This is a genomic window from Candidatus Darwinibacter acetoxidans (assembly GCF_041936445.1).
Classification (GTDB): domain Bacteria; phylum Bacillota; class Limnochordia; order Darwinibacteriales; family Darwinibacteriaceae; genus DTU010.
Map to the genome: position 1 here is coordinate 19,885 of NZ_JBHGXH010000130.1, position 21,297 is coordinate 41,181.

Annotated in this window: 22 protein-coding genes; 1 reads left to right on the forward strand and 21 read right to left on the reverse strand. The window is 59.6% G+C overall.

What is annotated here, in order from left to right; all coding sequences use genetic code 11:
* Window positions 1-18: 18 nt before the first annotated feature.
* The 7 genes from ACE4YL_RS04640 to recJ all read right to left on the reverse strand — a co-directional run bounded on the left by ACE4YL_RS04640 (window position 19) and on the right by recJ (window position 9,418).
* Window positions 19-1,521: a peptidylprolyl isomerase gene (locus ACE4YL_RS04640; RefSeq protein ID WP_461358406.1), complete on the reverse strand. Its 1,503-nt coding sequence runs from the start codon at window positions 1,519-1,521 to the stop codon at window positions 19-21.
* Between the two features lie 93 nt (window positions 1,522-1,614).
* Window positions 1,615-3,045 carry a coproporphyrinogen dehydrogenase HemZ gene (gene hemZ, locus ACE4YL_RS04645; RefSeq protein WP_461358405.1) on the reverse strand — a complete coding sequence of 477 codons (1,431 nt, stop codon included), beginning with the start codon at window positions 3,043-3,045 and terminating at the stop codon, window positions 1,615-1,617.
* Between the two features lie 83 nt (window positions 3,046-3,128).
* Window positions 3,129-3,746 carry an MBL fold metallo-hydrolase gene (locus tag ACE4YL_RS04650; protein WP_461358404.1) on the reverse strand — a complete coding sequence of 206 codons (618 nt, stop codon included), beginning with the start codon at window positions 3,744-3,746 and terminating at the stop codon, window positions 3,129-3,131.
* A 2-nt stretch (window positions 3,747-3,748) separates the two neighbouring features.
* Complete coding sequence (gene dtd, locus ACE4YL_RS04655; protein WP_461358403.1) at window positions 3,749-4,195, reverse strand: D-aminoacyl-tRNA deacylase; 447 nt, start codon at window positions 4,193-4,195, stop codon at window positions 3,749-3,751.
* 20 nt (window positions 4,196-4,215) lie between these two features.
* Window positions 4,216-6,357 (reverse strand): RelA/SpoT family protein, encoded by a 2,142-nt coding sequence (locus ACE4YL_RS04660; protein WP_461358402.1) that lies wholly within the window; start codon window positions 6,355-6,357, stop codon window positions 4,216-4,218.
* 24 nt (window positions 6,358-6,381) lie between these two features.
* A complete protein-coding gene (locus ACE4YL_RS04665; RefSeq protein WP_461358401.1) occupies window positions 6,382-6,900 on the reverse strand; it encodes an adenine phosphoribosyltransferase in 519 nt (172 codons plus the stop codon).
* A complete protein-coding gene (gene recJ / locus ACE4YL_RS04670) occupies window positions 6,878-9,418 on the reverse strand; it encodes a single-stranded-DNA-specific exonuclease RecJ (protein WP_461358400.1) in 2,541 nt (846 codons plus the stop codon). Before recJ ends, ACE4YL_RS04665 begins: the two co-directional genes overlap by 23 nt.
* A 128-nt stretch (window positions 9,419-9,546) precedes the next feature.
* On the opposite strand from recJ, the gene hpt reads away from it, so the two are divergent.
* Window positions 9,547-10,083, forward strand: coding sequence for a hypoxanthine phosphoribosyltransferase (gene hpt / locus ACE4YL_RS04675; RefSeq protein WP_461358399.1), 537 nt, complete (start codon window positions 9,547-9,549; stop codon window positions 10,081-10,083).
* Between the two features lie 65 nt (window positions 10,084-10,148).
* On the opposite strand, the gene ACE4YL_RS04680 is transcribed toward hpt, so the two are convergent.
* The 14 genes from ACE4YL_RS04680 to ACE4YL_RS04745 all read right to left on the reverse strand — a co-directional run bounded on the left by ACE4YL_RS04680 (window position 10,149) and on the right by ACE4YL_RS04745 (window position 21,289).
* Window positions 10,149-10,811, reverse strand: coding sequence for an HD domain-containing protein (locus ACE4YL_RS04680; protein WP_461358398.1), 663 nt, complete (start codon window positions 10,809-10,811; stop codon window positions 10,149-10,151).
* Window positions 10,801-11,175 carry a hypothetical protein gene (locus tag ACE4YL_RS04685; protein ID WP_461358397.1) on the reverse strand — a complete coding sequence of 125 codons (375 nt, stop codon included), beginning with the start codon at window positions 11,173-11,175 and terminating at the stop codon, window positions 10,801-10,803. Before ACE4YL_RS04685 ends, ACE4YL_RS04680 begins: the two co-directional genes overlap by 11 nt.
* Before the next feature lie 10 nt (window positions 11,176-11,185).
* Complete coding sequence (locus ACE4YL_RS04690) at window positions 11,186-11,884, reverse strand: PP2C family protein-serine/threonine phosphatase (protein ID WP_461358396.1); 699 nt, start codon at window positions 11,882-11,884, stop codon at window positions 11,186-11,188.
* Window positions 11,885-11,893: 9 nt separating this feature from the next.
* A complete protein-coding gene (locus tag ACE4YL_RS04695) occupies window positions 11,894-12,433 on the reverse strand; it encodes a hypothetical protein (RefSeq protein WP_461358395.1) in 540 nt (179 codons plus the stop codon).
* 55 nt (window positions 12,434-12,488) lie between these two features.
* Window positions 12,489-12,779 (reverse strand): preprotein translocase subunit YajC, encoded by a 291-nt coding sequence (gene yajC, locus ACE4YL_RS04700; protein WP_461358394.1) that lies wholly within the window; start codon window positions 12,777-12,779, stop codon window positions 12,489-12,491.
* Window positions 12,780-12,842: 63 nt separating this feature from the next.
* Window positions 12,843-13,958: a tRNA guanosine(34) transglycosylase Tgt gene (tgt, locus tag ACE4YL_RS04705; protein WP_461358393.1), complete on the reverse strand. Its 1,116-nt coding sequence runs from the start codon at window positions 13,956-13,958 to the stop codon at window positions 12,843-12,845.
* 13 nt (window positions 13,959-13,971) lie between these two features.
* Entirely contained in the window at window positions 13,972-14,994 is a 1,023-nt protein-coding gene (queA, locus tag ACE4YL_RS04710) for a tRNA preQ1(34) S-adenosylmethionine ribosyltransferase-isomerase QueA (RefSeq protein WP_461358392.1), read from the reverse strand.
* Between the two features lie 8 nt (window positions 14,995-15,002).
* The gene (locus ACE4YL_RS04715; protein WP_461358391.1) at window positions 15,003-15,878 is read right to left on the reverse strand and encodes an anti-sigma factor domain-containing protein; all 876 of its coding nucleotides are present in this window, start codon (window positions 15,876-15,878) and stop codon (window positions 15,003-15,005) included.
* An 18-nt stretch (window positions 15,879-15,896) separates the two neighbouring features.
* A complete protein-coding gene (gene sigI / locus ACE4YL_RS04720) occupies window positions 15,897-16,643 on the reverse strand; it encodes an RNA polymerase sigma factor SigI (RefSeq protein WP_461358390.1) in 747 nt (248 codons plus the stop codon).
* A 52-nt stretch (window positions 16,644-16,695) separates the two neighbouring features.
* The gene (gene era, locus ACE4YL_RS04725; protein WP_461358389.1) at window positions 16,696-17,586 is read right to left on the reverse strand and encodes a GTPase Era; all 891 of its coding nucleotides are present in this window, start codon (window positions 17,584-17,586) and stop codon (window positions 16,696-16,698) included.
* Window positions 17,579-17,992, reverse strand: coding sequence for a cytidine deaminase (locus ACE4YL_RS04730; RefSeq protein ID WP_461358388.1), 414 nt, complete (start codon window positions 17,990-17,992; stop codon window positions 17,579-17,581). Before ACE4YL_RS04730 ends, era begins: the two co-directional genes overlap by 8 nt.
* Window positions 17,993-18,007: 15 nt before the next feature.
* Window positions 18,008-18,685, reverse strand: coding sequence for a diacylglycerol kinase (locus tag ACE4YL_RS04735; RefSeq protein ID WP_461360464.1), 678 nt, complete (start codon window positions 18,683-18,685; stop codon window positions 18,008-18,010).
* 2 nt (window positions 18,686-18,687) lie between these two features.
* The gene (ybeY, locus tag ACE4YL_RS04740; RefSeq protein WP_461358386.1) at window positions 18,688-19,149 is read right to left on the reverse strand and encodes an rRNA maturation RNase YbeY; all 462 of its coding nucleotides are present in this window, start codon (window positions 19,147-19,149) and stop codon (window positions 18,688-18,690) included.
* Entirely contained in the window at window positions 19,130-21,289 is a 2,160-nt protein-coding gene (locus ACE4YL_RS04745; RefSeq protein ID WP_461369308.1) for an HD family phosphohydrolase, read from the reverse strand. Before ACE4YL_RS04745 ends, ybeY begins: the two co-directional genes overlap by 20 nt.
* Between the last annotated feature and the right edge of the window lie 8 nt (window positions 21,290-21,297).

Here is a 21,297-nt window from a genome sequence, read left to right on the forward strand (position 1 = left end):
CACCACTCGCCTGAGGTTCTATTCTTGCGGAGCAGCTTCGGCTGCCGCTTCCCCTGGTTTTTCTTCCACCAGTTCAGGCAGCTCCTCTGCCTCTCCTTCCGCAGCTTCGGTGGCAGCTTCCCCTTCAGCTTCCGGCTGCAGCAGGGCATTCTGCCGCTCTTGGAACTCCTCGATGAGTTTCTCGATGGCCTTGGCATCCTCCCAGCGCTCCAGGGCGGTCACGCTGTGATACAAGGTGAGCAGGGCGAAAATGTCGTTGGGAACAAGTTCGGCTGCCTTGATGTACTGCTCCACCGCTTGATCAATGTCTTCCGCTTCTTCGTAGAGCTTGCCCAGGCTGTAGAGGAGAGTGTAGTCAGTGGGCTCCTTCTCCGCAGCGACCCGGTACTGCTCTATGGCCCCTTCCAGGTCACCTAGACCGTGGTAGGCATCGCCCAAGAAAGAATGCAGATAGCCGTCTTCTGGATAGTCCTCCAGGGCCAGCTTGTAGTAGTGCACGGCGTCCTCGTAGTTGCCTTCCTGCATCTGCTTGAAGGCATTGAGCCGGTGCTCCATGAGGACGATCTCCGAAGAATCCCGCGCGCTCTGCAGCCAAGCCTCGATATCCTCCTGTCCCTTTGCCAGGCGGAGATCCTTTTCCAGCTCGGCACGGGCTTTTTCAAACTCCTCGCCTTCCGCCTCAACCCGGTCGGTGACAGTGATAATGTGGTATCCGTATGTGGAACGCACCGGTTCACTGATTTCACCCACCCCGAGGGCAAAGACGGCTTCTTCAAACTCGGGGACCGTTTTGCCGCGGTAGATGTAACCGAGCTCACCGCCGCTGGCGCTGCTGGCATCCTCCGATACCTCTTTAGCCAGCTCGGCGAAGTTTTCCGGAGTTACCTGGGAGTAAATCTCCCATGCCCGGGCCTCCGCAGCCTCCCAGTCTTCGTCAGAGGAGCCTGCGGGCTTAATCAGGATGTGGCTGGCCCGCACCCGCTCGTAGGCGGCGCGGATGTCTTCTTCGCTCACGGAAACATGGGCCACCAGCTGTTCCTGAAGTTTATCCACTTTGATCTGGTGTTCCAGCTGCGCTCTTAAGCTGGCTTCGCTCAGGCCCGCCCTTTGCAGCTGCTGCTGAAACTCTTCCTTGCCACCGAAGAGATCTATGAGCTCCTGCAGCTCCGCATCCACCTCTGCTCTGGAGGCGCTGATCTTGCGCTTGTTAATCTCCTGGTGCACCAAGACGCTGTCCACGAGGGCTTCCAGGGCCTCGTAGCGCAGAGCCTCGTAGATGCGCCCGGTGAGGGGCCCCTGCTGCTGTTCCAGCTGCTGGGCAAAGCGGAGCTGAGTCAAATACAGATCGTAGAGGGAAATGGCCTGGCCATTCACTTTGGCCACTGCCACCGCCGCTTCAGTCGGTATAGCCTGGGAACCGCCCAAAAATGAAACGATGGCTGCCCAGAGACCGCCGCCAACCATTGCCGCCAAGATGATGATGATCACAAGTTTTGTTTTGTTCCTGTTTCTGCGGAACATCGCCAACCAACCCTTTCCATTCGAGAGAGACCAACAAGGTAATTGTACTTTAAATGCGGGTTTCTGTCAAACGCACAAGTTCTGCTTAACCAGTCAATTGCTGTTAGGGCCGCTGCCGGAGAAGTGTTCCCGCAGCAGCTTAAGTTTGTCTGCCAAGTGTTCATTGATCTGTGCGCTGTAAGCAGCGGGGCATTTGGGGTTAACCTGCCGGCGGAGAGTGAGATCGGGGGCAACCAGTTTGCTTACACCTCCCCCACCCAGGGCCAGGATGCTCTGGCGTTCTTCCATCATCTGGATGTTGTAGATGGAGTGGGTGCCCGGCAGCGCATAGCCGATATTCTCCAGATCGCCTAAAATGTGCCGCTGGCGGTAGAGGTAATAGGGCTGCATTCCCCAGCTTAGGGCATAGTCCCGGGCTAAGTCCACCATGGCTTCCCCCTGCTCCTGGGCGATGTAGACCTGTTCCAGGTTTTTCCTCAGGGTGGAAGCCCGCTTCAGGGCTAAACTGTGCACCGTGAGGTTATCGGGCCCCAAGGCGGCGATCTCCTCCAGGGTGCCCCGCACTTGGGCGAGCTCCTCCCCGGGCAGGCCCAAAATGATGTCCATGTTGATGAGGGGAATGCCCACCTCCCGGGCCAGGGCAAAGGCCTCCCGCACCTGGGCCACCGTGTGCTTGCGCCCGATGGCCTGCAGCGTCGCATCGTGCATGGTCTGGGGGTTGATGCAGATGCGCTGGGCGCCCCCTTCCTTGAGCAGGCGCAGGGTGTCCCGGGACAGGGTTTCGGGCCGCCCCGCCTCCACCGTAAACTCCCTGGTTTCAGCGGTAAACAGGTTCTCCCTCATCAGGCTGAGCAGCCGCTCCAGCTCCGCCCCCTGCACAGTGGTGGGGGTCCCTCCCCCCAGGTAAACCGATTCCACCTGCAGCTGGAGCTCCTTGATCAGACCCCCCACCGCTTCGATTTCCCGGTGCAGAGCCTGCAAAAAACCCTTGAGGAGATGGCCATGGGTGGCCAGGGGATAGGCGGCAAAGGAACAGTAGCTGCAGCGGGTGGGACAGAACGGTATGCCCACATAGATGCTGATGGGGTTGTTGGGATTGGCGTGGAAATAAGGCCGCTGCTTGGCGGCAACTTCCAGCAGCAGCTGGGCCTTTTTCGGGCTGAGGGCGTAAACCTCAAGCAAAATGCCCCGGAGCTCCTCCGGGGGAAAGCCCCGGTCCAGCATGGCATGGACCATCTTCATGGGCCGCACACCTTCCAAAATCCCCCAGGGGCTTTCCGCGAGGCCGTAGACGCGCTCAAAGAGGCGCCTGATCCCCAGGCGCACCCGCTCTTTGATCCGGCGCTGGCGATCCACTGCGGTGTAACGGGGATCAAGGATCTCCCTATCCCTAAACTCCCACACTTCGCCATCTAGGCGCACCGAGATAAACAGGCCCTCCTCCTCCCAAGCATAATCGGCGGCCAGGACCCGTCCCCCGCCGAAGCTGGCCTGGGGAGCCAGGGATTTCACCGCGACTTCCATGGAGGGCGCTAGAAACTCATCCGCCTGGATAGCATAGCTTTCATGGCCAAAATAAAAAGGAACAGCTATTTTCCTTCACATCCCTAAAGTGAGCTCAAAAAGGGGTTATCCTCCAGCTCCCTGCCGATGGTGGTGCTGAAGCCGTGCCCCGGATAGACCTTGGTTTCCGGCGGGAGCTGGGCCAGGCGCCTTAGGCTCCCAAACAGAGCTTGTTCATCTGACCCGGGGAAATCCCAGCGGCCCACCGACTGCCTAAAGAGGGTGTCGCCGCTCACCAAGATCCCGTGTCCGTAGAGGCAGATCCCTCCAGGGGTATGCCCCGGCGTGTGGAGGACCTGCAGAGTACAGGAGCCAAAGGTGATCTCATCACCCTCCTGGAGCAGGCGGTCTGCTTCAAGGGGAGCTGCTTCCAGCCGCACCTGCTGGCCCAAGTTCAGCAGGGGATCCGTCAAGTACGGGGCGTCCGCGACATGGATGGCCAGGGGAGCCTTGGTTTGTTCCTTGAACCAGGCATTGCCGGCAATGTGGTCGCAGTGGCCGTGGGTGTTGATGATGGCCACGGTGCGCAGCTGTTGGCGCTCTAGAAACTCCAAAACCTTCTCCGACTCTGCCCCCGGATCAACCACCACCGCTTCCCCCCCATCATACAGCACATAGCAGTTGGTGGAAAAGGCGTTGAGCACAAAGCGTTCGATCTGCATCCCTATTCTCCTTCACTGCTGACAATCAACGTCACGGGGCCATCATTGATTAGGCTCACATCCATGTGAGCCTGGAACACTCCGGTGGCCACCGTGATGCCCTCGGCCTGGAGCTCAGCCACAAACTCCTGGTAAAGGGTTTCAGCCACATCGGGGGCAGCGGCCCCGCTAAAAGAAGGCCTGCGCCCGCGGCGGCAGTCGCCGTAGAGGGTAAACTGGGACACGGCCAGGATCTGGCCGCCCACCTCCTGCACATCCAAGTTCATCTTCCCCTGGTCATCGGGGAAGATGCGCAGTTTGGCAATTTTCTTGGCCAGGTAGCGGGCATCGGCACTGGTATCCCCGCTGCCTACGCCCAGGAAGACCAAAAGGCCGTGGGTAATGGCACCCACCACAGTCCCTTCCACCGTGACGCTGGCTTCCTGCACACGCTGTACTACTGCTCGCACGCAGACATCATCCTTTAGCTCTAAGTGGGATTGGCCCGATGCACACCCAGCACGCCGTTGACCTGCCTTAAGGCGCTCATCACATTGTCCAAGTGGTTCACATCATGGATCTCCAGGGTCAGCTGTACGATCACCGAATCGTTCTTGCTGGTCCTGGCGGTCACCGCATCCACATTGGTCTTGCGCTCGGAGAGGGCATGCATGATGTTGGTGAGGAAATTGGGCCGATCGATGCCCTCGATTTCGATTTCCACGGGATAGGCATCGTCTTTGGTCACATTCCAGACCACCTCAATCTGCCGCCCGGACTCTGGGCCCAGGTTGAGCACATTGGGGCAGTCCACCCGGTGCACGGAGATACCCCGCCCCCGGGTGATATAGCCGATAATGTCATCCCCCGGCACGGGGCTGCAGCACTTGGCAAAGCGCACCAGGAGATTATCTGCACCCTTGACTTCCACGCCCCGGGTGGTATGCCGGCGGCGCTTTTTGCCCACTTCCGGCAGCTTTCGCTTTTCTCCGGGCTCTTGACCGGTGAGCTTCTGCACAACCTGGAGGGCGTTAATCCTCCCCGAACCCACACTGGCGATGAGCTCGTCCGCGGTGCTCACCCCGTACTTGCGGGCCAGCTGCTGCAGGTTAGTTTCGCTCAGCACCGTTTTGGTATCGGCTCCCAGCTTCTTGCATTCCCGCTCCAGGAGCTCCCGGCCCCGGGTCAGGTTCTCTTCCCGCTGCTCTTCCCTGAGCCAAGCCCTGATTTTACTGCGGGCCTTGGAGGTCTTCACATAGTTCAACCAGTCCTGGGAGGGGCTGGCCGTTTTGCTGGTGAGGATCTCCACAAAATCTCCGTTCTTGAGCACGTAGTTGAGGGGCACGATGCGGCCGTTGACCTTGGCCCCAAAACAGCGCAGCCCCACATCGGTGTGCACGTCAAAGGCAAAATCAATGGGCGTGGCTCCGCTTGGGAGCGTCTTCACATCTCCCTTGGGTGTAAACACGAAAACCTCATCTTCGAAGAGGTCGATCTTCAAGGTATCCATGAACTCCTGGGGATCCTTCATCTCCCGCAGCCATTCCACCGCCTCCCGCAACCAGCCAATTTTGGCGGCCTCATCGCCGGGCTTGCGGGTTTGCCCTTCTTTATACATCCAGTGGGCGGCCACGCCCTTTTCAGCGATACGGTGCATCTCCCAGGTGCGGATCTGGATCTCATAGGGCTCGCCCCGGGGGCCCACCACCGTGGTATGCAGGGACTGATAGAGGTTGGATTTGGGCACCGCTATATAATCCTTAAAACGGCCGGGGATGGGCTTCCAGAGGGCATGGATCACGCCCAAAACTGCATAGCAGTCCCGCACGGTGTCCACAATGATGCGTATGGCCATGAGGTCGTAGATCTCATCCAGGCTCTTGTTCTGCTTCTGCATCTTCTGCCAGATGCTGTAAAGGTGCTTGGGCCGGCCTTGAATGTCGCAGGCCATGTCCATCTCGGCCAACCGCTCCATGATGATGTTCATGGCTTCCTGCAGATCAGCCTCGCGCTCCTGGCGCTTGCGGTCGATTTCCGCCACCAGCCGGTAGTATTCCTCGGGATGGAGATGGCGGAAGGCCAGGTCCTCCATTTCGAACTTGATCCGCCAGATCCCCATGCGGTGCGCCAGGGGGGCAAAAATGTCCAGGGTCTCCTGGGAGATGAGGATCTGCTTCTCCGGAGGCATGTGCCGCAGCGTCCGCATGTTGTGCAGGCGGTCCGCCAGTTTAATCAGGATCACCCGTACATCTTCCGCCATGGCGAAGATCATCTTGCGCATGTTCTCCGCCTGCTGCTCAAAGCGGCTGTGCACAGGCAGCTTCTCCAGCTTGGTTACGCCCTCCACCAGCATCAAGATGGTGGGGCCAAAAAGCCCTGACAGCTCCTCCCTGGTCACTGGAGTGTCCTCCAGCACGTCGTGGAGAAGACCTGCGGCAATGGTCTCCATATCCAGCTCCAAATCCGCCAGAATCAGGGCCACTTCATAGGGATGCTCGAAGTACGGGGCGCCGGACTCCCGGTACTGCCCTTCATGGGCGCGCTGAGAAAAGTGGTAAGCCTGCTCGATCAGCTCCACATTGGCTTTGGGATAGTAACCTAGAATGCGGTGGATAAGATACTCCAGCTGCACAGCGCGCCCCCTTCCCCCTAAGTGTTACTCATGGTACTGCACAAGCGAGACGATATCGTATTCACTCAGCCTTTCCCTACCGTTCAGATAGGCGAGCTCAATCAGGAAAGCCAAGCCCACTACTTGTCCACTGAGTTTCTTGATGAGCTCGATGGCCGCCGCGATGGTACCGCCGGTGGCCAGCAGATCATCCACAACCAGCACCCGGGTTCCCGGTGGAAAGGCATCGGCATGGATCTCCAAGCTGTCGGTGCCGTACTCCAAATCATACTCCACCGAGAGCACCTGCCCGGGCAGCTTGCCGGGTTTGCGGATCAGGGTGAAACCCAAACCCATCTCATAGGCTAAAGGAGCTCCCAAAATAAAGCCGCGGGATTCCACGCCAACGATCATGTCAACCTCGGTTCCCTTAAAGTGCTCAGCCAAACGCTTGACCGTTTCCCTGAGCGCCTCCCCATCCCTGAGCAGGGTGGTAATGTCTTTGAAACTGATACCAGGCTGCGGAAAATCTGGTATCACCCTAATTTTCTCTTTCAAGTCCATCCTGGAAGAATCCCCTTTCCAAACAACGCTTAAGGTACACTGCAGCCTGATCGCGTATCTTTGTTATCTTATTATACAAAACTGCTTGCTCCAAGTCTAGCTTGCGTTCGGGTTCCGGCAAGTAGAAGATGGCCTCCCCCTCCACCCGCCAGAGCCCCAACTCCGAGAAGATGCCCATGGCCGCGGGCAGCGCACCCAGAAGCCCCACCTTCTCCAACCTGTCCGCGGCATTCTGCCGGGAGATATGACCCTCTGCCGTGCGCAGAAGGCGGTAAACCCTGGCCAGGCCCGTCCGGTCTGGGTACTCCCTCTGCAGGTGCGCCTGGAGGCTGCGCACATCCCGGGGACCGTACACCGCCACGATCTCGCCCCCCTCTGCCACTAAGGCAGACCAAAGCCTGTGGGTTTCCTGGGTGAGCGGCGGCTCCCAAAACCACACCGAGGGCCAGCGCCCACCGGGGAGATCCAGCCCCGTGGAAACCAACCAGCTGAAGGAAGAGCGCTCCAGTTCAGCCCGGTCCGCCGGGGACAGCCACTCATGCTCAAAGCCGATAAACCCCCCGCCCCCGGGAACTCCGATGCGCAGCTGCCGGCAGACCTCCAAAGTGGAGACGGCCCGGTTAAGGAGAATCAAGGTAGGTTCGGCACCGGTGCGCCTCTGCCGCAGGGCCTTTAGCTTATCGTGGGTGCCCCGCAGATCCACCAAGCGGTGGGGGGCGATGGGGCCTGCGGCCCTGCCTGCCGCCTGCAGGGCGGCGCTTTGGTAAAGGGAGGGGCCGAGCCGCCAGGGATAATTCTCCACCAGCCAGCGGCGCACGTAGCTGTCGGCGCTGGGGGCTTCCTGCCAGGCCCGCACCTGCAGCTGCACGCTTCTGGTTCCCTGCCATGCGTTGATGGTGGGTACGAAGGCCAGGGCTATCCCTTCAGCCCGCCTTTCCAGCTCCCCCGCATCCTCCCCAAAGCCAAAGGCGATGGCCGGCACCTCGTTGGCTGTGGCATCATGCACCCACAGCTTCAAATGCTGGTTTTCCGCACCTACCCGCTGGGTGCGCAGCACAGCCACCTCCGTCTGGAGCAGCGGGCCGGGGTTCCCCAGTCCATGGGGCTCCAGCATGCTGAGCTGGTTGACCAGTTCCTCTGTGACTTCGCCCAACTGGGTGCGACCGTCAATGTACAGTTTGGGGAGGTAGTCTTCTGGGCTAAGCCTGGCTGCACAGATCTCTTCAAACAGTCCCTGGAACTCCCTGAGGTTCTCCCGGGGCAGAGTGAGACCCGCCGCCATGGCGTGACCGCCGAACTTGGTGAGCAGGTGGGCACAATCGCTGAGGGCGGCGAAAAGGTGCAGTCCAGCAATGCTGCGGGCCGAGGCCACCCCTTCTCCGTTCACCAGGCTGATGACCACCGTTGGCCTGTAGTACAGCTCCACCAGGCGGGATGCTACGATACCCACCACTCCCTGGTGCCAGTTTTCCCCCCACACCACCACGGCGGGGCGCCGCTGCAAACCGTATTTTTCCACAACCTCCACTGCTTCTTTGAGGATGGTCAGCTCCACCTGCTGCCGCCGGGCATTTTCCTCGCTCAGCTCCGCGGCCAGCCCTTGGGCTTCCTGCTCATCTTCGGTGAGGAGCAGGCGCACACCCCGGGTGGGGTCGCCCAGGCGTCCCCCGGCATTCAAGCGTGGACCCAGGCGAAAGCCCAGATCGTAGGCTGTGGGCTTGCTCACCTGCGCTGCTTCCATCAGCGCCCGTAGTCCCAGGTTGGCTGTGCCCTCCATGCGCTCCAGGCCGCGCTTGACGATGGTGCGGTTTTCGCCCTGCAGGGGCACGAGATCCGCCACGGTGCCCAGGGCGGCCAGATCCAGGTATTCCTCCCAAGCCGCAAGGCCCAGCCCCTGCACCAGCTTCAGGGCCACACCCACCCCGGCCAAGTCCTTGAAGGGATAGGCACAGCCTTCCCTTTTGGGGTTGAGCACAGCCACCGCGGGGGGCAGCCCAGGGCCAGGCTCATGGTGATCGGTGACGATCACATCCAGCCCCCGCCCCTGCGCCTCCTGGACTTCCCGGTGGGAGACGATCCCACAGTCCACGGAGATGAGCAGATCTGCTTCCCGGCTCAGGGCCGCCACCGCCTGGGAGTTGAGTCCATAGCCTTCTTCAAGGCGATCCGGCAGGTAGTAAGTGATGCTCTCTGGAGCGTGAGCCAACCGGCGCAGGGCCCGCACCAAAAGGGCTGTCGCAGTCTGCCCGTCCGCGTCGTAATCGCCGTAGACAACGATGCGTTCACCCTCGGTTAAGGCCCGGCGGATGCGCTCCACCGCCTCGGCCATTCCTGACATTAAAAAAGGATCCGGAAGCTCAGCCAGATCACACTGCAAAAACTGCCGCCCAGCTTCCACCGTGGTGATCCCGCGATTAATCAGGATTTGGGCCACCAGCGGCGAAATATTCAACCCGCCAGCCAGCTCTTGAGCAAGCTGGTGCTTCTGCGTGTGTAAAATCCACTTTCTCTTGTCCATAGGCAGTCCTCCACTGCCAGTAACTTCTACAGGGCCAGGGCAACTCCTGCCCCCGGCCCGGTTCCACCCCCCTTGACCGTCTTTTAGCATAATAGTATCATTAATAGAAAACGAATGGCGGTGGAACGGTGGACATAGTTGATCGGATCATCATCAGCGAAGAAGAAATCCAAAACCGGGTCAGGGAGCTGGGGGCAGCCATATCCAGGGATTACGCGGGCAAAACCATTACTCTTTTGTGCATCCTCAAGGGCGGGCTGATGTTCCTCTGCGATCTGGCCAAACACATCACCCAGCCCGTGACCTACGACTTCATGTCCGTCTCCAGCTACGGAGATGCCACCGAGACCTCGGGTGTGGTGCGGATCACCAAAGACCTGGAGGAGAGCATTGAGGGCAAGCACGTGCTCATTGTGGAGGACATCATTGATACGGGCCTAACCCTGAGCTACCTTCTGAAAAACCTGCACAGCAGGAATCCAGCCTCCCTGCGCATCTGCACTCTGCTCGACAAGCCTGCCAACCGCCGCGTGGAAATACCCATCGATTACGTGGGGTTCGAAGTGCCCAATGAGTTCTTGGTTGGCTATGGACTGGACTTCAAGCAGCTCTACAGAAACATCCCCTTCATCTTCGTCCCCAAAAGGGAACTTATCGCGGACTAATAGCAGAAACTGGCGCCAGCTTGTATGTAGCGGCGCCAGTTTTGCTTTTCTTGGCCACAGCACTGCTAAAGCAGCACTACCTCGTTGATCTTCAGTTTGAACTGGCAGCCCAAATAGGCGGCGGCCCGGCGGCACATGAGCATGCGGTCGAGGAAGATCTCAAAATAGTCCATGATGGGCGTGTATTCCGTTTCGATGGTAATGCACAAAGTAATCAGCCTCTGCTCCGCATCCACCTCCAGGAAGGATCTGTTCACCGCGTAGTTCACCCGGTCATGGAAATCGAAGGTGGAGATCTCGGGATTGCGCACCCTGGTGCGGTGCACATCTGATTTGTCCGCCAAAATCAACGCCGCGGCCACCGCATTCACCGGCTCGCCCACTTCCTCTTCATGGTTGCCCACGGCACTGAGGACCAGGGCAATTTCCTTCGGAGGCATACCCAGCTCCCGCAGGACCGGCTCCACCAAGAGAGCCCCTGCAGCGCCGTGGTTCACCCGCCCCACACAGTTGCCCACATCGTGGACATAGCCTGCAATGGCCGCCAGTTCCGCCTCCCGCTCGCTGCGGCCTAAGCGCAGGAGGATGTTGCGGGCGATGGAAGAGACCAGGGTAATGTGGCGAAAGCCGTGCTCGGTAAAGCCCATGGCGGCTAAATTGGCATCGGCCTGCTCCACATACGCCCTGATGGTTGGATGCCGTTCCAAATCCGCCAGCTTAACTGCCATGTTCCTGTCCCCCCATCCCTAATTCCACCAGATGCCTGTGGACAAAACTCACCAGCTGCTCCGGGGAAAAGCCATCGGTGCGCACAACAAGATCCGCGTGGGCCTTGGCGTGGGCCAACAGCCAGAGCTGCCGCCGGTAGCGGTTCACACCCCAGGTGACCTGTTTCCTGCGCCGCACCGTCTCATAGCTGCATTCTAAGACAATTAAGTAATCTGGATCCAGGCGCTGCCATAGACGCCTGCTCGCTGAGTGTTCCTGGGCAAAGGTGCGGACCTTATAACCCAAAGAACGCAGACCCTGGCCCAGGGTGGTCTTGCCTGAAGCACATACTCCCACGATGAGGATTAGAGGGTCCTGCTGCACCGGCCTCACCTCACAGGGGATAGGTTGCAGAGATGCGCCTGATCCCCAGTTTGTTTTCTGTGCCTGTTACCTTCATCACCGCCACCACCATATCATCCCGGGGTTTTCCCCCATCCAGCTCCAGGGCATAGCGCAGCACCGCCGCGGCCAGTTCCCGGGCGGAGAGGTCTTCGGCCATGAGATGGCACACCCAGTCCAGGGAAAACTGCCTGGGTCCATATCTGCCCGCGTGGGTCACCCCATCGGTAAAGCCCATGAGCACCGTGCCCACAGCCAGCGGTAGGTGGGTGAGGGACGGTTTGAGCAGGCGGCGGACGCCGATGGGCTCCACTGGCGAATCGAGGCTGCGGGCCTGGCCTCCCACTGCAGCCAGCACTGGAGTGTTGGAATTGCGGGAGACCACCAGGCACCCGTGGGCCAGATCCGCGGAGAGCAGCGTGGCTGTGGCGGAAACCTTGCCGTCCCGGAAAGCGTAGAGGTGATCGTTGATCACCCTCATCACCGCCCCATCCCTGGCACCATCTTCAATGAGCCGCGCCGCCTGATTGGCGATCATGTGGCTCATGCGCTTGGCGGCCCGGCCGTGGCCTTGGCCGTCGATGATCACCACAGAGATGCCGCCCCCGGGCCTTTCCACCACCTCCACCGAGTCGCCGCTCACCCCCACAGCGTATTTCCCTACCTTGGCCACATCCACCTGTACTTCCATACCTACCGCCTAATTCCACTCAAAGCCGTTCACGGCCCTGATCCAGTATTCTCGAATATCATCCTTAAACAGCGCGGAGTCCAGGTAATAGGTGAGGTAGACCACATGGCCGCCCCTTTGGAAGATCACGGAGCGGAGCATCACCCGCTTGCCGTTGGCGCCCGTCGCTTCGTAAGCGTAGAAATGGCATCTCAAGTTGTTGGAGGTGGTAATCTCCTGGTTAGCCAGGATAGTGACATCCTTGACCAGGGGCTTAAAGCGGGCCTCCAAGCTGCTGCGGACCGCCTCCACATCCGTCCCCGGTTGGGAGTTTACTTCCATGATGATGGTTCCATCCTGGAAGGTGATCAAAAGGCTGTCCATGCCGAAGATGGAGCGCTCGATGTAGTTCTGGCCTGTGGCGGGCACGATGACGCTGAAGGCGGGACTATCCACCACATACCACCAATAGCTGGGATGATCGTGCAGGTAGAAGGTGCCGGCCTGAACCACCTGCACCGAGAGGAAAAAGATGAGAATGAGTGCACCAAAAGTCAACGTCTTGCGCACGGCGATCCCCTTTCTAGCAGTATTGAGAAGAAAACCACCTCAGGGGTGGTTCTCCTTACTTGAGTACGTGACTTATCCCACTGCGGGAAAGCTTAATCTCCACTTTATCAGCCACTTTTAAAGTTACGTAGTCTTCCTTAAGCGCTGTGAGCTCGCCATGGATCCCACCAATGGTCACAACCTTGTCTCCCTTTTTCAGAGAATCAAGCATGGCCTTGCGCTCTTTTTGCTGCTTCTGCTGGGGGCGCCAGATCATGAAATAAAACATCACGCCCAGCAGCACCAGGGGCAGCAGCAAACCCACCAAGCCTCCTTGCGCTGGAGGAACGTCGGTCTGCAGAAACATGCGGTTCACCTCCCACTAAAGCAAAGTACCTCACTAGATTTCTACTTCCACTGCCAGGTTCCTCTATTTTTCTCCCCCAAAGCCGCTGAGGAATTCCCTGGCAAACTCGGGGAGGCTGTCCTCCGCGATGGCGGCCCGGATCTCCTGCATCAGGCGGGTGAGGAAATGGAGGTTGTGGATGGTGGTGAGCCTGATACCCAAAACCTCATTGGCCTTGATCAGGTGGCGGATATAAGCCCGGGAGAAGTTCCGGCAGGTATAACACTGGCAGCCTTCCTCAATGGGCGTAAAATCCCTGGCGTAGGGCAGATTGCGGATGGGCAGATTACCCCGGCGGGTGATCACCATCCCGTGCCGGGCCAGGCGGGTCGGCCAGACGCAGTCAAACATATCCACGCCCCTGAGCACCCCCTCCACCAGGCAGTCCGGGGAACCGACCCCCATCAGGTAGCGGGGCTTTTCCCGGGGCAGGATGGGAACCAGATCATCCAGGACCTCGTACATAAGCTCCTTGGGCTCGCCAACGCTCAGGCCACCGATACCGTAACCTGGAAAGTCCAGTTCCAGAAGCTCCAGCGCGCTTTCCCTGCGCAGATCCTTGTAGGTGCCGCCCTGGATGATGCCGAAGAGGGCCTGATCCTTTCTGGTGTGGGCCGCTTGACAGCGCTTGGCCCACCTGGTGGTGAGATCCTTGGATTCCCGTACATAGCTGCGATCCGCGGGGTAGGGCGCGCATTCATCAAAGGCCATGATGATATCGGCTCCCAGTTCCATCTGGATTTCCATGGATTTTTCCGGGCTGATGAAATGCTTGGAGCCATCCAGGTGGCTGCGGAACTCCACCCCTTCCTCGGAAATGGTGCGCAGCGGGCTCAAACTGAACACCTGAAAACCACCGCTGTCGGTGAGGATGGGGCGCCGCCAGCCCATGAACTCGTGCAGCCCCCCAGCCTGGGCCACCACATCGCTGCCTGGGCGCAGGTAGAGATGATAGGTATTGCTGAGGATGATCTCCACATCCAGTTCTTCCAGCTCATGGGGGGTCATGGTCTTCACCGTGGCCTGGGTACCCACGGGCATAAAGACCGGCGTTTCCACCACGCCGTGGGGCGTTTCCAGACGCCCAAGGCGCGCCCTGCTCCCCTTACATTCATGCGTTACTGTAAAGCGTACTGCCACAAAATTACTCCCTTCACAAAAGCAGCATGCTGTCCCCAAAACTAAAAAAGCGGTAGCGCTGGGCAATGGCATGGTTATAGGCACGGAAAATAGTTTCCCGGTCTGCGAAGGCGCAGACCAGCATGAGCAGGGTGGATTTGGGCAGATGGAAATTGGTAATCAGGGCATCTACCACCTTAAACCGATATCCGGGGTAGATAAAGATATCAGTCCAACCGGAACCAGCGTGCACCTTGCCCCCTTCATCGGCCAGGGTTTCCAGCACCCGTACGGAAGTTGTGCCCACGGCAATCACCCGGCCGCCCGCCCGCCTGCGGTCGTTGATCACGGCGACGCTCTGCGCGCTCAGTTCAAAGAACTCCTCGTGCATCACGTGCTCCTCAATCTGCGCCGCCTGCACAGGCCGGAAGGTCCCCAGCCCCACATGGAGCGTGAGGGGCACCACCGCCACACCCAGCTGCTCAACTTGCGCCAGCAGCTCAGGGGTGAAATGCAGACCAGCGGTGGGAGCCGCCACCGAACCGGAATGCTTGGCATAGACCGTCTGATACCGCTCGGGGTCGGCCAGTTTCTCGTGGATGTAGGGGGGCAGCGGGGTTTCCCCCAGCTCCTCCAGGATCGAGTCAAAATCCCCTGCATACTTGAACTGGACCAGACGCCCCCCACTGGGGGTGTTCTCCAAAACCTCACAGCTTAAGCTGGGCGAGAACTCGATTTCCGCGCCCACGCGGGCCTTTTTCCCGGGCCTAACCAAAACTTCCCATCTGCCTTCGCCGTAGGGGCGCAAAAGCAGGATTTCCACCGGCCCGGACCGCCGTTTGTTCTTCCCCCAAAGCCTGGCGGGGAGAACCCTGGAGTCGTTGATTACCAGCACATCCCAGGGACGCAGATAGTCCACAAGATCAGCAAACTGCCTATCGACAAGCTCTCCGGTATCTCTGTGCACCACCAAAAGCCGGGAGGCATCCCGTACCTCCAAGGGCTTTTGGGCAATGAGTTCCGGAGGCAGGTTAAAGTCAAAATCCTCTACTCTCATCGGTTAGTCTAGTATTCTCCTTTGACTGCTGCAATGGGAAAGCTCACGTTGTAGATGCTGCTGGGCAGCGTCTCCGCGGCCTGCCTGGTCCACCTGGTGGGGGTCAGGGCCGGCTTGAGGGGCTCCATCACCCGTTGAGCCACGGTGGCCTCCGCGAGCTGGCTTACCGTTTCTTCCACTTCCGGCGGGTCGGTCATGGTCAATCTGGTCTCGATGCGCAGAGGCACAACAGGCGCATTAGGCCTCTGGATGGCCAGATACCTGCCGGGCGCGATGCCCGCCAGTTTGGCTTCGGTCTGGAAGGAACGGGGCACTTCCCAAATGCGCACCTGAGCCAGCTGCGCTCCCCGCAGGGCAGCCAGTACCTCCCGCTCCAGCTCTGTGTACATCCCTTCACCCTTTTCGGTGATGGCTGCGGCGCTGCCCTCCAGGGCGGCCACGGTCACAACCGCTTCCCGGCCGCCGGTCCTGGCGGCAATGGTCTTAAGCGCGGCGGTTAAGTCAGCTCCCACCACATCCAGATCCATCACCAAGTCCCTGCCGCTGCGGTTCAGCCCTTCCACACCCACAACTTTGCGGTCGGCGCTGACCAGCAGCTCAACACTGGAATCCACATCAAGAGTGATGGTGAAGGCGGGCACAGCCGGCTGCGGCGGCACGAGGCGTTCGCTGATCATGGGCCAGCTGCCCACCAAGGCCAGAAACAACACCGCGGCGGCCGCCAGCTGCCAGACGCTGAGACGTTCTCTGCGGGGAGTATAGCGGATTTCCTGCCCCACTTGAACATGCTTGCGCAAAGGGACCTTGAGAAACTCTCCGCTGGGAGTCATGATAATCACTTTATTTTTCGGAGCGATCTCCACAACAATCCCTCTATGTCTCACCTTCGGTCCACCTCCTTTTCACTCCGGTCGATTCAGATATTCCTGCAGATGGTAGAAGTCGCCAATCAGAATCAAGGCCAGGGTAATTATGTACTTCCTCTGCCTCTCCAGGGTTTTGCGGCTCACCTTGACCCGGGCCTCCAGCTCCTTGAGGGGCAGGGATTTCTTCCGGGTCAAATAGGCCAAAAGCTCTGGATCGCTGATCAGCGTCCTGGCCACCTGGAGGGCCCGTTCCCGGGCGTCTTGATGCTTCGGCGATATTTTAACCAATTCCGAAAAGCGAATGCCGTAGTGGCTGAGCAGCTGGTCTAGGCGGAAGATCTCCTCCCGCCGCTGTTCCGTTTCTTCCTGGATCTGCAGTACGGTGTGGGCTTCTTTGGATTCGATCTTCTGCAGGATGCCATCTTCGTTGTCGTCGCTTTCAAAGGCGGAGATGGGGATCTCCTCGGACTTCTTACTCTGCCGCCGGAAGTAATCAACCATGCGCCGTTTGACCACTATCTCTGCAAAGCTGAGAAAGGACGCTCCCCCGGTGCTGTCGAAGGAATCAATGGCCTCGTTAAAGGCGATCATGGCTATGGATGCCTCATCATCGCGGCCCAGCACCAGGTACTTGCGGCAGCAGTTGGAAGCCACCCGGAGGTAAAACGGGCGGTAATCTTGCAGAATCTGCTCGCGGGCGTACATATCGCCTGCCTGGGCCCTGGCGACCAATTCTGTCAGTTGGCTTCGTTCATCTGGTTTGTGGGCGTGCGTCGTGGTCATGGCTGTACCTCCCTTGACAATTTTCGCTAACGGGCAACTAGGTATGAGGGTTCTACTCGTAACCCAACTCCCGCAGGGCCCCCGGCTTGTTGCGCCAGTCTTTTTTCACCTTCACCCAAAGCTCCAGGTGGACCTGGGTGCCCAGGAGGCGTTCCATCTGCAGCCTGGCGCTTGTGCCCACTTCTTTCAGCATTCTGCCGCCGCGACCGATCACGATGCCCTTCTGGCTTTCCCGCTCCACATAGATGGTTGCCCGAATCCTCATCAGGTTTTTCTCCGGATCCTCTTTGATCTCCTCCACATCCACCGCTATGGAGTGGGGAACCTCCTGCTCGGTGCGGAGAAAGAGCTCTTCCCGGATGAATTCCGCCACAATGAAGCGCTCCGGCTGATCCGAGAGCCAGTCATCTGGATAGTATTTAGGCCCTTCCGCCAGCCGTTCGACGATGAGCTCAATCAGCTCACCCAGGTTGGTGCCCTGCAGTGCGGACACCGCTAGGGCCGCGGCAAAGTCCCGCTTCTGCCCCGCCACGCGCAGAAAGGCCTCCTGCTCTCCAGGGGAGACCTGATCAGCTTTGTTGGCAACCAAGATGATGGGTTGTCTCACCGCGGCTAGTTCGCCTAGGATATGGTCGTCCGCTGCCGTCCAGCGCCCCGCTTCCACCAGCCAGAGAACCAAATCCACGTCTTCCAGGGCCTGAAAGGCGCTTTTCACCATGTACTCCCCCAGCTTGTGCAGGGGTTTGTGCAGTCCAGGAGTGTCCAAAAAGACAATCTGGGCATGCTCCAGGGTCAAAACGCCCCTGATGGTGTTGCGGGTGGTCTGCGGTTTGTCCGAGACAATGGCCACCTTCTGCCCCAAAAGCGCGTTCATGAGGGTGGATTTGCCCACGTTCGGGCGGCCCACCACGGCCACGAAGCCAGACTTGAAACGTTCAGTCATGGCTGCCCCCCGACTCCAAATCCTTTGAAGTGAACGAGGCCGGCAGCAGCTCCGCCAGGCTTGTCTTCAGCACATCGCCCCGGAGATTACCCAGATAGATGGGCATCTGAGGGTCAAAGAACTCCGCCATCACCTGCCGGCACACCCCGCAGGGGGTAACGGGTTCCTCCGTATCGGCCACCACCGCCAGGGCCTTGAACTCCCTAACCCCTTCCGAGACAGCCTTAAAGATGGCGGTGCGCTCCGCACAGTTCGTGGGGCTGAAGGCGGCGTTTTCGATATTGCAGCCAAGATAGATGCGCCCCTGGGCATCCAGGAGGGCCGCCCCCACCTTGAACTGCGAATAGGGTACATACGCCCGTTCCCGTGCCTGAACAGCCAGTTCCATCAGTTCCTTGTCCGTCATTGTGCACACCTCTCCTTAGTAGAATAGACGCAAAAAGATCAAGGCCAGGCCGCTCCCTAAAAGGGCACCGGCGGTAACTTCCCAAAGGTTGTGCATCTTGCCTTCGAGCCTGCTCTGGCCCACCAAGAGGGCCAGGGCAAAACCGGCCACAACCGGCAGACCTCTGCTCACTTCCCCGATGATCACCGCCAGGGCGAAAGCCACCGCGGTGTGCAGAGAAGGCCGGCCCCTCCGGCGCGCACTGGCCTGCCAGCCCAAAACGGTGAAGATCACCGCGCCTAGGATCAGGACCACCAGGTACTCCAGGGGAAGCTGACTCCGCCAGAGCAGCTCGTCCAAGCGCAGCAGGTAGTCGATGAACACCAGATAACCCACGGCAGCCGCGGTGCAGGCCGCCACCAGCACGGCTCCGGCGGCGATGTTTTTGATGGTGCCCGCGAGGGGGTGGTAATCCGGGGTAATCAGGTCCACCACTTCTTCCACGACCGTGTTGAACAGCTCGGCCACCAGCACCAGTCCGATGGTGAGCATCAGCCCCACCAGCTCTAGGCGGCCAACTCCCAGGGCCGCAGCGAAGATCACCACCAAAAGGCCCAAGAGCAGGTGGATGCGCATGTTCCGCTCCGAACGCACCACATGGACAATGCCCCGGAGCGCGTCGCTGAAGCTCATGAAGATGCTCCGCCTTTTCACGCCTAATCTCTCCCCAAGCCCAGCTCCCTCAAGACCCTCTCTTCCCAAGCCCGCATTTCCCGCTGCTCCTCGTCGGTTTGGTGGTCGTGGCCCAAAAGGTGAAAAAACCCGTGAATGGCCAAGAAAGCCACTTCGCGGGCCAGAGAATGACCGTACTCTTCCGCCTGGGCCCTGGCCCGTTCCAGGGAGATGACAATATCGCCCAGCATACGGGGGAGGCCCTCCAAGAACACAAAGTCCTCATCCCCCTCCTGGGGAAAGGACAGCACATCGGTGGGGGCAAAAATGCCCCGGTAATGGCCGTTGAGGGAGGCGATGGTGTCGTCGTCCACAAAGGAAACGCTCACTTCCACCGGTTCCGCCAGGCCCTTAAGGCGCGCCGCCAGGGCGAATCCCCCTTTGATCAGTTCTTCAAAGGAAGTGGTATCTTGCTGGGGCAGTTCGTTATTGAAGAGGACTTCCATTTTTGCCCTTCTTCCCCTCTATCTCTTCTTTAGTGATCTTCTCCGGATACTCCACACGGGTATGGAACATGCCCATGATGACCTTCACAAAGGCGTTGGCGATCCTGTCCATGTCCTGGAACGTAAGGTCACTTTCGTCCAGCTGCCCTGAGTTCAAGCGATCCTTAATAATCTTGCGCACCAACCCTTCAATCTTCCCCGGGGTAGGTTTGGTAAGGGAACGCACCGCCGCCTCCACCGCATCGGCTAGAGACACGATGGCCACTTCCTTACCCTGGGGTTTGGGACCGGGATAGCGGAAGTCCTTTTCTTCCACCGAACTGTCCTCGCTGGCCTCGGTGGCCCGGTGATAGAAGAAGCGCACCAGATCCGTACCGTGGTGCTGGGCGATGAACTGGGTGACCACATCGGGCAGCTTGTACTCGCTGGCCAGCTCCAAACCGTCCTTGACGTGGGAGGTGACAATTAGGGTGGACAGTGAAGGCGCCATCTTGTCGTGGGGATTGTCTTTGCCCACCTGGTTTTCCACGAAGAAATAGGGGCGCTTCAGTTTACCGATATCGTGGTAGTGGGAGCCGACCCGGGCCAGCAGACCATCGGCGCCCACCGCCTCCGCCGCCGCCTCGGCCAGATTACCCACGAGGATGCTGTGATGGTAAGTGCCGGGCGCCTCCAGCATCAACCTGCGCAGCAGGGGATGGTTGGGATTGGACAGCTCCAAAAGCCGAATGGGCGAAGTGATCTTAAAGGCGCTCTCCAGGTAGGGCAAGACTCCGATGGCCACAATGGAAGCCAGCACACCGCTGAGCAGGCCCAGGTAGCTGTGGATCAGAAGTCCACTGTCCTTGCCCACCAGCCCCAGGGCCACCATGAGCAAGACGTTCACACCACCCACGATCGAGCCGGCGCGCATCAGATCGCCCCGCTGGCTCACCTTGGACACGCTCAAAACCGCGGTAAGTCCACCCACAAGGGCCAGGATGCCCACTGCCCAGCTGAAGTCACTAATTACACCCAGCAGAACAGCGGTGACCACCGTGGCCATGGTGGCAACTTTGGGATCCAAAAGCAGCGTGAGCAGCAGGCCCACCAAAGCCGAGGGATTGAGGTACACCGCTTCCGGCCAGGCCAGCATGCTGAAGAGGCGGCCCAGGAGCAGTACCGTCACCACCACAGAGCCCACGAGGCCCATGTGGGCCGGGTTTTCCAATACCTGCAGGCGGTTCTGGCGCAGGTACACCCCCATGAGGGCCACCACGGCCAAAACCAGAAGGGTACGGCCTGCCGCGGCGCCGTAGTCGCGCCCCGTCTTCAAAAGCCCCACATCCCGCATGAGGCTGATGTGCTCAGGCCTCACCACATCACCTTTACGGATGATGATTTCGCCCTGGATGATCTGCACGGGCTGCACCGCCTGTTCAGCCTGGGCTACCGCTTCCTGCACCCTTTCCGTATCCAGCACCAGGTTGGGCCGGATGAGCTGCCTGCCCAGAACCACGGCAGCCTGCTCCAGATCATCCCTCAGACCGCTGCGCTTAACGCTCTCCTCAAAGGCATCCCTGGCATCCCTCAGGCCATCTTCGCTGATCCGCTCCTCCATGGCTGCCAGGACCAACTCGGCGGTGATCTGGGCAAAGCGATCAAACTCCGCCAAAGATAAAGAAACGACCGCTTCCAGATTCCGCTGGGGAATCTCGATCTGCCAATCCCGGATCAAGCGGCGGTCAATCTCTGAAATATTCAGTTGTTCAGGCTGTTCAGCATCTCCCGCATCTTCAGGGGCAATGCCCTGCCGCAGGAGGTTGAGCACCCCGGTGACATCCTCCTCAACCCCCAGGACCACCGCGGGGTTGATCTGGTAGAAACTGGGGTCATCGGCCGCTTCCCGCAGCGCCTGCCGCGCCGCTTCTTCCTTCAGCCGTTCCGTTTCGCCGGAGTTGATGGCGGTGATGGGAGCTACAATGTCCCGCTTGGCAACTTCGCCCACTTCGATCTGGACACCGGCAGGTAAGGCACCGATGAGTAGGATGGCCAGGATGGCCGCGGTGATGAGCCCACCTAAAAGCCACTTGCTGACGGCGGTCGCCTGCACAGCCTGCAGCCAGGCTTGCCCCCACCTGCCTTTGTTCTTCCGTTTCACGATAAGCC